10 protein-coding genes are annotated in these 13,026 nt (G+C 75.1%); 2 read left to right on the top strand and 8 right to left on the bottom strand.

Features of this window, described 5'->3' with window-relative positions; genetic code table 11:
• Positions 1 to 25: 25 nt before the first annotated feature.
• The 6 genes from QMF98_RS05285 to QMF98_RS05260 all read right to left on the bottom strand — a co-directional run bounded on the left by QMF98_RS05285 (position 26) and on the right by QMF98_RS05260 (position 7,530).
• Positions 26 to 445, bottom strand: coding sequence for a pilus assembly protein CpaE (locus QMF98_RS05285; protein ID WP_337974993.1), 420 nt, complete (start codon positions 443 to 445; stop codon positions 26 to 28).
• 25 nt (positions 446 to 470) lie between these two features.
• Positions 471 to 1,748: a GNAT family N-acetyltransferase gene (locus QMF98_RS05280; protein ID WP_337974992.1), complete on the bottom strand. Its 1,278-nt coding sequence runs from the start codon at positions 1,746 to 1,748 to the stop codon at positions 471 to 473.
• On the bottom strand, positions 1,745 to 4,123 hold the full coding sequence (ligA, locus tag QMF98_RS05275; RefSeq protein WP_490715648.1) for an NAD-dependent DNA ligase LigA: 2,379 nt from the start codon (positions 4,121 to 4,123) through the stop codon (positions 1,745 to 1,747). The genes QMF98_RS05280 and ligA overlap by 4 nt, the downstream gene beginning before the upstream one ends.
• 79 nt (positions 4,124 to 4,202) lie before the next feature.
• On the bottom strand, positions 4,203 to 5,213 hold the full coding sequence (locus QMF98_RS05270) for a uroporphyrinogen decarboxylase/cobalamine-independent methonine synthase family protein (protein WP_337974991.1): 1,011 nt from the start codon (positions 5,211 to 5,213) through the stop codon (positions 4,203 to 4,205).
• Positions 5,210 to 6,337 carry a tRNA 2-thiouridine(34) synthase MnmA gene (gene mnmA / locus QMF98_RS05265; protein WP_337974990.1) on the bottom strand — a complete coding sequence of 376 codons (1,128 nt, stop codon included), beginning with the start codon at positions 6,335 to 6,337 and terminating at the stop codon, positions 5,210 to 5,212. Before mnmA ends, QMF98_RS05270 begins: the two co-directional genes overlap by 4 nt.
• Complete coding sequence (locus QMF98_RS05260) at positions 6,337 to 7,530, bottom strand: cysteine desulfurase family protein (protein WP_337974989.1); 1,194 nt, start codon at positions 7,528 to 7,530, stop codon at positions 6,337 to 6,339. The genes mnmA and QMF98_RS05260 overlap by 1 nt, the downstream gene beginning before the upstream one ends.
• A gap of 61 nt (positions 7,531 to 7,591) precedes the next feature.
• Here QMF98_RS05260 and QMF98_RS05255 point away from each other — a divergent pair, with 61 nt between their 5' ends.
• Positions 7,592 to 8,584, top strand: coding sequence for a phosphotransferase (locus QMF98_RS05255; protein WP_337974988.1), 993 nt, complete (start codon positions 7,592 to 7,594; stop codon positions 8,582 to 8,584).
• Positions 8,585 to 8,638: 54 nt separating this feature from the next.
• On the opposite strand, the gene QMF98_RS05250 is transcribed toward QMF98_RS05255, so the two are convergent.
• Together QMF98_RS05250 and QMF98_RS05245 are read right to left on the bottom strand one after the other, a co-directional pair.
• Complete coding sequence (locus QMF98_RS05250) at positions 8,639 to 9,616, bottom strand: electron transfer flavoprotein subunit alpha/FixB family protein (RefSeq protein WP_337974987.1); 978 nt, start codon at positions 9,614 to 9,616, stop codon at positions 8,639 to 8,641.
• A 21-nt stretch (positions 9,617 to 9,637) separates the two neighbouring features.
• Positions 9,638 to 10,435: an electron transfer flavoprotein subunit beta/FixA family protein gene (locus QMF98_RS05245; protein ID WP_337974986.1), complete on the bottom strand. Its 798-nt coding sequence runs from the start codon at positions 10,433 to 10,435 to the stop codon at positions 9,638 to 9,640.
• Between the two features lie 120 nt (positions 10,436 to 10,555).
• On the opposite strand from QMF98_RS05245, the gene glgX reads away from it, so the two are divergent.
• Complete coding sequence (glgX, locus tag QMF98_RS05240; RefSeq protein WP_490715647.1) at positions 10,556 to 12,745, top strand: glycogen debranching protein GlgX; 2,190 nt, start codon at positions 10,556 to 10,558, stop codon at positions 12,743 to 12,745.
• Positions 12,746 to 13,026: the final 281 nt, after the last annotated feature.

Here is a 13,026-nt window from a genome sequence, read left to right as displayed (position 1 = left end):
TCCCGCCGGCCACCCCGGACGCTGGTCAGCCGCGTTCGAGGGCGACGGCGAGCAGCTCGAGCAGCGCCTCCGCGTAGGCGTCTGCGGCCGAGTCCGCCCCGAACACCTGCTCGGGCCGGCCGGCGAGCTCGACGAGCACCTCGAAACGACCGTCGAACGTGCGCGCCAGGCTGCGGAACGTGCCGCCGAGCAGCTCGCGCAGCTGGTCCTCGCGAGGCAGCCACAGGGCGTCGTCCTGCTCGACGGAGTCCAGCGCCCACTCGGTGGTGCCGTTGAAGCCCAGCACCGTCCCGCTCGGGTACGGGTGCGCCTCCACCACCATGTCGCTGATGGTGTACACCTCACCGGACAGCTGGGCCGAGCGGAGCGCGAACCGGTCCCCAGCCTGAGGGTGCCAGACGAGGCCCGCCCGGTGCAGCCGCTCGGCGGCAGAGGTCGAGATCACCGCTCCAGTATCCGCGGCAAGCGGCTCAGTGCAGCGGGCGCTCGCGGTACGCGTACCGCTGCGCCGGCCGGAACCCCAGACCTGCGTAGAGTCGGGCGGCACCGGAGTTGGCCGCTTCCACCTGCAGGAACGCGCGGCGCGCACCGGCTTGCCGGGCCTCGTCGAGCGCGGCGAGGGTGAGCGCCCGGCCGAGACCACGCCGCCGCTGCGACGGGTCGACCGCGAGGCACGACACGCCTGCCCATCCCTCGGCGAACGCCACGCGCACCCGGCCGACCAGCCGACCGCCGTCGTGCACCGAGAGGTACCGCGCCGGTGCGCCTGTCAGCAGCGCGCGGCCGGTACCCCGCAGCCCGGCAGCCGAGGACCCGCTCGACGACTTGCCGGCCAGCCAGTCCTCGAACCAGTCGTCGTCCGGCTCGTCGGACAGGTGCAGACCCGCCACCTGCCTCGGTGAGGCGCCGGGCCCCGGCTGCACGTCGAGGCCGCGCACCAGGACGTCGGTTCGCGTGACGACCCCGTAGCCCCGCGCCTCGAGCACCGCGTCCAGGCCGCTCGGTCGGGTCTCGTGCCCGATGCGGAACACCGACGGCAACCCCTGGTCCGCGTACAGCATCTCGACCCTCTCCAGCGCCGCGACCAGGTCGGCTGGCTCGCCCAGGGCCACGACGCTGTTGGCACGGCGGGTCAGCCCGCCCGACAGCCCGACGCGCCAGCCGTCGACGTCCACCTCCTGCGCCGGCGTCCAGGTGGCGACCTCCACCAGCACGCCCGGCGCCGCGGGCGCGGTCCACACGTGGACGCGTAGGTGGACGTCACCGTGGTGCCAGTCCCGGTCCGACCGTGGCTCGAAACCGAGCCGGGAGTACAGCCGCTGGGCCGCCGTCATCACGTCGAGCGTGGAGAGCACCACGCGGCGCGCGCCCCCGGCCACGGCCTCGCGGAGAGCCGCCTGCAGCAGCTCCTCGGCGACGCCACGCCGGCGGGCCTCCGGCGCGACGGCGAGCATCCGCAGCTCCACCTCGTCCGGCTCGGCCACCTCGGCGTAGGACGAGCCGTACGGCGCGAGCGTCAGCGAGCCGACCACCGCGTCGCGCCCGTCACCGGTCGGCACGGCCGCGACCAGCAACGTCGCCTCGCGCGCTCGCCGGTGCGCGTCCCGCAGCTCCTCCTCGTAGGGGTCCGCGGCGAGCAGCAGGCCGTCTGCCTGGTAGGCCTGCGCCGTCAGCTCCCCCGCCGCCTGCTCGTCCTCGCCACGGGCCACGCGCACCGCGACGGGGAGCCTGGTGACCTCCGCCGTCATGCCGGCACCCCGTCCGGACCCTGCCGGAGCAGCGCCACGAACCCGGCCTCGTCCAGGATCCGCAGGCCGAGCTCGCGAGCCTTCGCCTCCTTGGAGCCGGCGTTCTCCCCCACGACGACGAAGTCGGTGCTCTTCGAGACCGAGCCGGCCGCCTTGCCCCCGCGGGTGAGGATCGCCTCCTTCGCCTCCTCGCGGCTGAAGCCCTCGAGCGAGCCGGTGACGACGACGGTCAGGCCTTCGAGGGTGCGCGGCGTCGACTCGTCACGCGCGTCCTGCATGCGGACCCCGGCGGCCGCCCACCGGTCGACGATCTCGCGGTGCCAGCCCGACTCGGGGCCCGTGAACCAGTCGACGATCGACTCCGCGATCGTGGGTCCGATGCCCTCGATGCCGGACAGCCGGACCAGCGCCGCCTCCCGGTCGTCCAGCAGCTCGCGCAGCGCCGCCATCGAGCCGAGCTCGGACGCGAGCGCGCGCGCCGCGATCGGACCGACGTTGCGGATGCTGAGCCCGACGAGGACCCGCCACAGCTCCTTCGTCTTGGCGGCGTCCAGCTCGTCGAGCAGCTTGCGAGCCTGCTCGGACGGCTCCCACTCCGGAAGCCTGCGGCCGTCGGCTGCCGCCGCTCGGCGAGCTGCCGGCGTGTGCTTCGCCTGCCGCCGGAAGGGTGCGCGCCGCCGCACCGCCCCGTCGGGGTCCTCGCGCGGCAACCCGGTCTCGGGATCGCGGACCACCACCTCGACCTGGGCGAGCAGCTCCATGCTGGCGGCCCGGACACGCTCCACCGTCTCGGCGGGGGCGTCGGCGGGGTAGCCGACCAGGTCGAACAGGTACGCCTCGGTGGGGACCGGCGGGGTGCTCGGCACCTCGGGCTGCGTCAGCGCGGCGGCCGTCACCTCTCCAAGGGCCTCGATGTCGAGGCTGCCGCGGGACCCGATGTGCTCGAGACGGCCACGCACCTGGGCCGGGCACGACCGGGCGTTCGGGCAGCGCAGGTCGACGTCGCCCTCCCGCATCGGGCGCAGAGGGGTGCCGCACTCCGGGCAGTCGGCGGGCATGTGCCACTCCACGCGGGGCACGGAGTCGTCCGGGGCCGCGGGTGCAGGGCCGACGATCTCCGGGATCACGTCCCCCGCCTTGCGGAGCACCACCATGTCGCCGATCCGCACGCCCTTGGCACGCACCACGTCCTGGTTGTGCAGGGTCGCCTGCCGGACGGTGCTGCCGGACACGAGCACCGGTTCCATGACCGCGAACGGTGTCGCCCGGCCGGTGCGGCCGATGCCGACCTCGATGGCGAGCAGCCGGGTGTTCACCTCTTCAGGCGGGTACTTGTAGGCGATCGCCCAGCGCGGAGCCCGGCTGGTGCTCCCGAGCTGACGCTGCAGCGCGATCTCGTCGACCTTGACGACGATCCCGTCGATCTGGTGCTCCACGTCGTGCCGGTGCTCGCCGTAGTGCTCGACCATCGCCCACACGTCGTCGAGCGAGCCGACCACGCGGCTGTGGGACGACACCGGCACGCCCCACCCGGCCAGCAGGTCGTACACCTGCGACTGCCGGTCGACGCCGACCCCTCCGCCGGGACCCCAGCGCAGCGCACCGAACCCGTGGGCGTACATCCGCAGCGGCCGCGACGCGGTGACGCGGGGGTCCTTCTGCCGCAACGACCCCGCGGCGGCGTTGCGGGGGTTGGCGAAGGGTGGCCGTCCCGCCTCGACCTGCGCGGCGTTGAGCTGCTCGAAGGCCTCGACCGGCAGGAACACCTCACCGCGGATCTCGATGCGCTCCGGGTGCGACTCCGGCGGCCCGGCCAGCACCGGCGGGATCGTCGGGATGGTCCGCACGTTGAGGGTGACGTCCTCTCCGGTGCGCCCGTCGCCCCGGGTGGCGGCGCGGACCAGCCGGCCGCGCTCGTACAGCAGCGCGATCGCGAGCCCGTCGATCTTCAGCTCGCACAGCCAGTGCAGCGGCACCCCGGCCGGTACGTCGCGCTGCGCGCGGTCGGCCCAGGCGGTCAGCTCCTCGCGGGAGAAGACGTTGTCCAGCGAGAGCATCCGCTCGGCGTGCTGCACGGCGGCGAACTCGGTCGAGAACGTCCCGCCCACCTGCTGCGTCGGCGAGCCGGGGGTGCGCAGGCCCGGGAACTGGTCCTCGAGCGCGGCCAACCCCCGCAGGCGCTCGTCGTACTCGGCGTCCGACGACGGCGGCGAGTCGAGCACGTAGTAGGCGAACTGGTCGGACCGCACCCGCTCGGCGAGCTCGGTCCACCGGCGCCGGACCTCGGCCGGCACCTCCCGCTCCTGCTGCGGGCCGACGCCCTGGTCACCGCCCTGCGCCGCGTCGTCGGACCCGGTCTGGTTCGCCTCGCTCACGCAGCACATCATGGTCCGCACCACCGACAGCCGCCGACCGTGCACCGAAGCTCCGGCGCGCCAGCCACCGGCCGCGCGCCTACCCGGCGGCGCGGTCGGCGACCCGCTGCGCGGCCTGCACCGCCTCCGCGAGCCCGCTGCGCGCGGACGGGGCACCGTCGGCGACAGCGGCCAGCAGCACCACCCCCTCGAGCTGCGCGGTGGCCAGCCCGATGCGCGACCACGGCTGCAGCAGCTGCTGCGCGTGCGCCGCAAGGTCCGCCGCCCCTCCCGACGCGCGGGGTGCCGGGGCCAGCTGGGCCCACAGCGCCGTCCCGGCCTCCACCGCACCCGCGAGCTGCTCCCAACCCGCAGCCGGCAGGTCCTTGATCTCCACCGCCACGCCGTCGGCCCCGGCCGCAATAGCTGCGGGCAACCCCACCAGGGAGCTCCCGGTGTGCACCACCACGTCCCCGGCCCCGGCCGCACGCGCGGCAGCCGCCACCGCGGCGATGCGCTCACCGGCCACCTGCACCGGCACGGCACGCAAGGTGGCCCGACCGGAGAACGTGGGCACCCGAGCCTCGATCGCAGCCGCGAGCGCGGGCTCGTGGAGCAGCAGCGTCGGGCGCGCGCCCGGGACCGCACGGCGCAGCGACGCCAGGTGGTCCACGACGCCTGCGGCCAGCGACTCCGCCACGTCCCGGGAGGCGCCGGGGTCGCTCAGCACGCGCTCGCCGCGGGAGAGGTCCACGGAGGCGGCCGTCGTCACGGGTCCGCACACGGGGACCACGAGCGGGCCGGACCAGCCGTGCGCCGCCACCGCGAGGGCGTCGACGTCGTCGCGCAGGTAGGAGCGGCTCCGCACCAGGTCACCGCCGGGCCGACCGGTCAGCCGCCAGCCGTGCGGGCCCAGCTCGACCGGCAGGTCGACGAGCATCCCGACGGCCCGTCCGAGCAGGTCGGACCACGGCCCGCGCTGGGTCAGCACCACCGCGAACGGCATCCCGGTGACACCCTCGGGTGGCGAACCGAGCTCGCCGAGCACGACGTTCTGCGCCTCGAGCGCATCAACCCCTGGCCACGGGCCGGGACCGGTCACCGCCGTCATGCGCGCACCGCGGGCTCCCGGCCGGTCGGGGCCGACACCGGCCCGGTGGTTCCTGTGACCGTCGCCTGTCCCAGCACCCGGCTCCCCGCGTAGAGCACCAGCGACTGCCCCGGCGCCACGCCGCGCAGCGCGGCATCCGTGTCCAGCGCCACCTCGACCCGGTCGTCCGCCCGGATCACCCGGGCGCCCACCGCCGCGCCGTGCGCCCGCACCTGCACCTCGCACGCGGTCCCGGCGGCCGGCGCGTCGCCGAACCACACGGCACGGTCCGCCCGCACCGCGGTCACGGCGAGCGCCTCGGCCGGCCCGACCACCACCCGATTCTGCACCGGCTCGACCGCGAGCACGTACCGCGGTCGACCGTCCGCCGCCGGCCGTCCCAGGTGCAGCCCGCGCCGCTGCCCCACCGTGTAGGCGTACGCCCCGTCGTGCGCGCCGACCACCGTGCCGTCGGCGTCGACCACCTCGCCCGGTCGCGAACCGAGCCGGTCCCGCAGGAACCCCTGGGTGTCGCCGTCGGCCACGAAGCAGATGTCGTACGAGTCGGGCTTCGCCGAGACGGACAGGCCCCGCTGCGCCGCCTCGGCACGCGTCTGCTCCTTGGAGACGACGTCCCCGAGCGGGAACAGCGCACGTGCGAGCCGCTCCGGCCCCAGCACCGCCAGCACGTACGACTGGTCCTTGGCCCCGTCCGTCGCCCGGTGCAGCTCGCGGGACCCGCCGGGACCCTCGACGACACGCGCGTAGTGCCCCGTGCACACCGCGTCGAACCCGAGCGCCACGCCCTTGTCCAGCAGCGCCGAGAACTTGACGTGCTCGTTGCACCGCACGCACGGGTTCGGGGTGCGGCCCGCCTGGTACTCGGACAGGAAGTCGGCGACCACCGTCTGCTCGAACTGCGCCGACAGGTCCCACACGTAGAACGGGATGCCCAGCACGTCCGCCGCACGACGGGCGTCGCCGGCGTCCTCGATCGAGCAGCAGCCACGTGACCCGGTGCGCAGCTGGTCGCGGTTGCGGGACAGGGCCATGTGCACCCCGACCACCTCGTGACCCGCATCGACCGCGCGCGCGGCAGCCACCGCCGAGTCGACACCGCCGGAGAGCGCCGCGAGCACCCGCATCAGGCCGGCACCGCCGCACGCAGCGCTCGGCCGGCCGCCCGCGCACGGTCCACCGCGGCCGGCAGCGCCTCGAGCACGGCGTCGACGTCCCCCTCCGTGCTCGTGTGGCCCAGGCTGAACCGCAGCGCGCCGCGGGCGTCGTCCTCGCCCAGCCCCATCGCCAGCAGCACGTGGCTCGGCTGCGGGATGCCGGCCTGGCACGCGGACCCCGTGGACGCCTCGATCCCCGCCGAGTCCAGCAGGTACAGCAGCGAGTCGCCCTCGCACCCGTCGAAGGTGAAGTGGGCGTTCGCGGGCAGCCGTCGCGGCGCCTCCGCCGGTCCCCGCAGCCGCGCCCGCTCCACACGCTCGAGCACCCCGGCGACCAAGCGGTCGCGCAGAGCGCCGACGCGGACCGCGAGCTCCGGCATCGTCGCGACGGCCTCCTGCGCCGCGACCGCGAACGAAGCCACCAGTGCAGCGTGCAGCGTGCCCGACCGCACGCCCCGCTCCTGGCCACCGCCATGCAGCACCGGCGTCAGGTCGAGGCCGCGCCGGGCGAGCAGCGCACCGATGCCGCCCGGCCCACCCAGCTTGTGCCCGGTGACCGTCATCGCGTCGAGCCCCGAGCCGGCGAAGTCGACGGGCACCTGACCCACGGCCTGCACGGCGTCGGCGTGCACGGGAACGCCGTAGCGGTGTGCCAGCGCCACCACCTCGTCGACCGGCTGCAGCGCACCGACCTCGTTGTTGGCCCACATCACCGACACGAGAGCCGTCCGGGAGCCGTGCTCGGCCAGCTCGGCCGCGAGCGCCGCCGTGTCCACCACGCCGTCCCCGTCGACCGGCAGCAGCACCACCTCGGCGCCCGCGTGCTCCGCCATCCAGAACGCCGGGTCCAGCACCGCGTGGTGCTCGACGCTGGACACCAGCAGCCGGCGTCGGTCCGGGTCGGCGGTGCGCCGCGCCCAGAACAGGCCTTTCACCGCGAGGTTGTCGGCCTCCGTCCCCCCGGAGGTGAGGACGACCTCGCTGGGCCGGGCGCCCAGCGCGGCTGCGAGCCGCTCACGGCCCTCCTCGACCGTGCGCCGGGCGGCACGGCCGGACGCGTGCAGGGAGGACGGGTTGCCCGTGCGGGCCAGCTCGCGGGTGAGGGTCTCGACGGCGGCCGGGAGCATCGGCGTGGTGGCCGCGTGGTCGAGATAGACGCTCACCGTGCGAGTCTACGAACCGGTGGATGGACGAACCGCCACCGGGACAGGACGGGCTGGCAGTATGACCTCCGTGGGTGCCGACGACGCCATCGCCCTGCCGCTTGCCTTCAGCGGCCAGCGGCTCGACTGGCGCGACCTGCCGACCCGCGTGCGCCGCGCGATCAGCACCCTCGCCGGCTCGCAGGTGACGGCGGAGATCACGGCGACGGAGGGCTTCTCCCCCGGCTTCGTCGCGGTGCTGGAGCTGGCGGACGGTGGCGACGTCTTCGTCAAGGCCGTCTCCGCGGAGATCAACCCCTCCTCCGTCGAGCTGGCGCGCCGCGAGATCGTCGTGGCCGCGGCGCTGCCCCCGGACGTGCCCGCGCCCCGGCTGCTGTGGTCCGGCGAGGAGGACGGCTGGCTGCTGCTCGGCTTCGAGTCCGTGCACGGTCGCTCCCCCGAGATGCCGTGGCGGCCGAGCGACCTCGCCTCCGTCCTGGACGCCGTCGACGCGCTCGCGGACGCGGAGCCGCTGCCGGGCCACGGCCTGCCCCGTACCGACGACCTGCTGGCGGAGGACCTGACCGGCTGGCGTCGCCTGTTCCACGGCCCGGCCGCGGACCGTGCGACCCTCGCCGGACAGGGACCCGTCGCGCTGTGGGCGCTGGAGCACCTCGACGACCTGGTGCGCTGGGAGCAGGACACGCCGGGCGTCCTCGCCGGTGACGGGCTGGTGCACGGCGACCTTCGCGCGGACAACGTGATGATCGACGACCACCACCGCGTGTGGCTGATCGACTGGCCCCACGCCAGCGTCGGGGCCCCATGGCTGGACCTGGCGTTCATGCTGCCGTCCGTCGAGCTGCAAGGCGGTGGCGACCCGGCCAGCATCTTCGCGTCGCGGGCGGTGTCGGACGGTGTCAGCCGCGACGACCTGCGCGCCGGGCTGGCCGGTCTGGCCGGGTACCTCGTGTGGGGGTCGCTGCAGCCCGCGCCGGCCGGCGTGCCGAACCTCCGGCCGTTCCAGGCCGCCCAGGGCGAGGCGACTCTGCGCTGGCTGCGCGACCTGTCCTGACCCGCCCGCCGCGACTCCGGCGCTCGTCGGCCGTCCTACCTCGACGGCCGACGGTCAGCCGAGCAGCCGACGAAGCTCCGCGGTCGCCTGCGGAAGCACGGTGAACAGGTCTCCGACGACGCCGAAGTCGGCGATCTCGAAGATCGGCGCGTCCGGGTCGGAGTTCACCGCGACGATCGTGCCGGCGGCCTGCATGCCGCCGCGGTGGTGCACCGCACCGGACACCCCGGCGCCGATGTAGAGCCTCGGCGTCACGGTGACGCCGGTCTGCCCGATCTGCGCCTCCTTGGCGATCCAGCCCTCGTCCGTCGCCACCCGGGTGGCGCCGACCGCCGCACCGAGCAGGTCCGCAAGCTCCTCGATGGGTCCGAAGTCGCCCTCCGTCCCGCGCCCGCCGACCACGACCACCTGCGCACCGGAGAGGTCGGGCCGGTCGGACGCTGCGCGCTCGGTGCGCTCCACCAGCTCGACGCGCCGTGCCGCGGGGCTCACCGTCAGCTCGTGCTCGACGACGACGGGCTCCCTCGGTGCCGCGACCGGCTCGGCGGGAACGGCGTTGGCCTTCACCGTCACCACGGCGGGCGCGCCGACCACGGAGCACCGGGTGGTCCAGGTCCCCGCGAGCACGGTCTTGCTCGCCACCGGCACGCCGTCCTGCAGCTGCACCCCGTCCGCGTCCGTCACCACGCCGGCGCCGGTCGACGCGGCCAGGTGGGCGGCGACCTCCTTGCCCTCGAACGTCGAGGGGATCAGCACCAGTCCCGCCCCGGTCGCGCCCAGCACGGCCGTCACCGCCTCGGCGGTGACGGCACTGAGCGCGGGATCGGCGTCCGGGCGCACCGCGTGCACCGCCGCGACACCGTGGGCCGCGAGGACGGCCAGCGCGTCCGGGCCCGGTCCGTCACCCACCCAGGCGCCGAGCACACCGCCGTCACCGGCCAGCGGGCGGGCGAGCGTCACCAGCTCCGCCGCCGAGGGTCGGAGCGCGCCGTCGGCGGCGTGGTCGAGCAGCACGAGCACGGGGGAAGTCATCGCAGGTCCTCGGGTCCGGGGTCAGACGAGCTTGTTCTCGACGAGGTAGGCCGCCAGGCGCACACCGGCGTCGCCCCCGTCGGTCACCAGGACGCGGTCCTCTCGGGCGGGCCGCTCGGCGGCCGCGACCACGGCGGTGCGCGCCCCTGCCGCACCGACCTGGTCGGGCTCGAGACCGAGATCGGCCAGCGTCCACGTGGTCACGGCCTTCTTGCGGGCCGCCATGATCCCCTTGAAGCCGGGGTACCGCGGCTCGTTGGCGCTGTCGGTCACCGAGACGACGGCCGGCAGCGGTGCGCGCAGCAGCTCGACGGCGTGGTCCAGCTCGCGGCGGACGGTCACCGTGCCCGCCGTCTCGTCCACCATCACCTCGGTCGCCAAGGTCAGCGCCGGCAGCTCCAGCAGGTCGGCCAGCACGGTCGGCACCAAGGACGTCAGGCCGTCGAGGGCTGCCATGCCGGTGAGCACCAGGTCCACCGGCTGCTCCTCGGACAGCCGGCGCACCGCGGCCGCCAGCACGCGGGCCGTGCTGACGGCGTCCGAGCCGGCGATCGCGTCGTCGACGACGTGGACGGCCTCGTCGGCTCCCATCTGCAGCGCTCGGCGCACCGCGTCGACGGCGTCGTCCGGACCGACGGTCAGCACGACCACCTCGCCGTCCTCCGCCTCCTCGACCAGGGTGAGCGCGGCCTCGACGGCGTTCTCGTCCAGCTCGTTCAGCGTCCCGTCACCGCCGTCGCGGACCATCCGGCCATCGGGTCCGAGGGAACGCTCGGACTGGATGTCCGGCACGTGCTTCACGGCGACGAGGATCCTCACGCGCGGAACGTTACCCGGCGTCACCGGCGCGGTCCCGACGCGTCCGCTGCTCGTCGCCTGCCGCAAGGACCGACGGTCCCAGGCGAGGCGTGTGCGGGCTCCCGCCGGCAGGCGGTGACAATGGGTCGCGTGAGCTCCCCGTCCCGACGACCGCCACGCCTCGGGGTGCACGTCGTCGACGACGGCATCGAGGTCGCCGTGCTGGCCCCGCACGCCGATGCGATCGACCTGTGCCTGCTCGACGAGGGCACGGAGCGCCGCGTCCGGCTCGACGGTCCCTCGCTGGGCGTCTTCAGCGCCCACGTCCCCGGCGTGCAGCCCGGTCAGCGGTACGGCTTCCGTGCCCACGGGCCGTGGGAGCCCTCCTACGGCCTCCGCTACAACCCGGCGAAGCTGCTGGTGGACCCCTACGCGCGCGGTCTCGTCGGCGCGCTCGGCTACGGCCCGGCCACCTACGGCCACGTCGTCGACGACCAGCTCCGTGGGGACCCGCAGGGCGCAGCGGACGCCCGTGACTCCGCCGCGCACGTCCCTCATGGCGTCGTCGTGGACACCCGCGACCTCGCCGGCCCGGACCCGGCCGCCAACCGACCCTGGACGCCCTGGCGGGACACGGTCGTGTACGAGGCGCACGTCAAGGGCCTCACCGCGCTGGCCGAGCACGTGCCGCCCGAGCTGCGCGGGACCTACGCGGGGCTGGCGCACCCGACGGTCGTCGAGCACCTGGTGCGGCTCGGGGTGACCGCGGTCGAGCTGCTCCCGGTGCACGCGCACGCCTCGGAGCCGCACCTCGTCCGACGCGGCCTGACCAACTACTGGGGCTACAACACCCTCGGGTTCTTCGCCCCGCACGCCCCGTACGCCACCGAGCTGGCCCGGCGCCTGGGACCGGCGGCGGTCCTCGCCGAGCTGCGGACCGCCGTGCACGCCCTGCACGAGGCGGGGCTCGAGGTGCTGCTGGACGTCGTCTACAACCACACCTGCGAAGGCGGGGCCGACGGCCAGCACCTGTCCTGGCGCGGCCTGGACAACGCCGTCTACTACGCCCACGACGGCAACACCCCGGCGGGGATCGTCGACGTCACCGGCTGCGGCAACACCCTGGACTTCCGGCGGCCCGAGGTGGTCGCCCTGACGATGGACTCGCTGCGGTACTGGGCCGACGTGGTGGGGGTGGACGGCTTCCGGTTCGACCTCGCCGTCACGCTGGGGCGCGGGACGCAGGGTTTCACCCCGGACCACCCGCTGCTCGTCGCCGCCTCGACCGACCCGTCGCTGCACGCGCTGAAGCGGATCGCCGAGCCGTGGGACATCGGGCCCGGCGGCTGGCGCACGGGCCAGTTCCCGCCACCGTTCGGCGAGTGGAACGACCGGTTCCGCAACGCCGTCCGCTCCTTCTGGCTGGCCGACCCGGGCCGTGCCGCGCACGGTCTGCCGGGCCATCGCGTCCGCGAGGTCGCCACGCGCCTGTCCGGCTCGGTCGACCTGTTCGGCAACGGCACACCGCCGCTGGCGCGTACGCCCACCGCGTCGGTCAACTTCCTCACGGCGCACGACGGGTTCACGCTCGCGGACCTCGTCGCCTACGAGCACAAGCACAACGCCGCGAACGGGGAGCAGAACCGGGACGGCAGCGACGACAACCGGTCCTGGAACCACGGCGTCGAGGGGCCGGTGCCGCCCGACTCACCCGGTGCCGACGTGCTCCCCCTGCGGCGACGTTCGATCCGCAACCTGCTCGGCACGCTGGTGCTCGCCGCCGGCACGCCGATGATCACGGCCGGCGACGAGCTCGGCCGCACCCAGCACGGCAACAACAACGCCTACTGCCAGGACTCCGAGCTGTCGTGGATGTCCTGGAAGCTGCCGCCCTGGCGACGCAACCTGCTCGAGACCGCCCGCCACCTCCTGACGCTGCGCCGCGCCCACCCCGCGCTCCGGGCCACCGCTTTCTACACGGGTGAGCCGGCCGGCGACGGCGAGGCACCGGACCTGGCCTGGTTCGGCCCCGACGGAGCGCCGTTCGACCACGCCCGGTGGCACGACGCGTCCATCCGCACGTTCCAGATGGTCCGCACGACGGCCGCACCGGAGTCCGACTCCGTCCTCGTCGTGGTCAACGGCGCCCTGGACCAGCTGGCGGTCCGGCTGCCGCCGGACCACGTCGCGAGGTGGCAGCTGGCGTGGGACTCGGTGTGGGAGCACCCCCGCGAGGAGCGCCTGACGGCGATCGCAGGCGGTCTGCACGCGGGCGGTGGCGAGAGCGTGGTCCTCGAGCCGCTCAGCATGCGCGTCTACGTCCGCGCCTGAGCGGTACCGCCACCGGCCTGCGCCGCGTGACAGGCCCCGGCGCTGCGCAGCACCGGATCCCCACCTGACCAGGACACGCGTCCAGCGACGTCCCGTGCGGATGCCCACGTGCGGCACGGGCGGATAGGTTCGGACCGTGCGACCGTCGTCGTCCCCGTCCCCCCGTCCGCAGCCCGAGCCCACGGTGGCGCCCGGGGTTCCCCCGACCCCTGCGGCCGCCCCGGCGCGCCGTGCGACTTCCTCCGGCGCGACCGGCTCGGGCGCGCCCGCACGGCACTCCG

Source organism: Cellulomonas sp. NTE-D12 (assembly GCF_027923705.1).
In the GTDB taxonomy this organism is placed as follows: Bacteria; Actinomycetota; Actinomycetes; order Actinomycetales; family Cellulomonadaceae; genus Cellulomonas.
Note: the sequence above shows the minus strand (reverse complement) of the source record. Positions and strands in the feature narration are given on the sequence as shown.

What these genes read in the sequence shown, in the direction of transcription:
- glgX (WP_490715647.1), top strand. Translation starts at nt 10,556, where the DNA reads ATGGGTCGCGTGAGCTCCCCGTCCCGACGACCGCCACGCCTCGGGGTG.
- QMF98_RS05270 (WP_337974991.1), bottom strand. Translation starts at nt 5,213, where the DNA reads ATGACGGCGGTGACCGGTCCCGGCCCGTGGCCAGGGGTTGATGCGCTC.
- QMF98_RS05255 (WP_337974988.1), top strand. Translation starts at nt 7,592, where the DNA reads ATGACCTCCGTGGGTGCCGACGACGCCATCGCCCTGCCGCTTGCCTTC.
- mnmA (WP_337974990.1), bottom strand. Translation starts at nt 6,337, where the DNA reads ATGCGGGTGCTCGCGGCGCTCTCCGGCGGTGTCGACTCGGCGGTGGCT.
- QMF98_RS05280 (WP_337974992.1), bottom strand. Translation starts at nt 1,748, where the DNA reads ATGACGGCGGAGGTCACCAGGCTCCCCGTCGCGGTGCGCGTGGCCCGT.
- QMF98_RS05250 (WP_337974987.1), bottom strand. Translation starts at nt 9,616, where the DNA reads ATGACTTCCCCCGTGCTCGTGCTGCTCGACCACGCCGCCGACGGCGCG.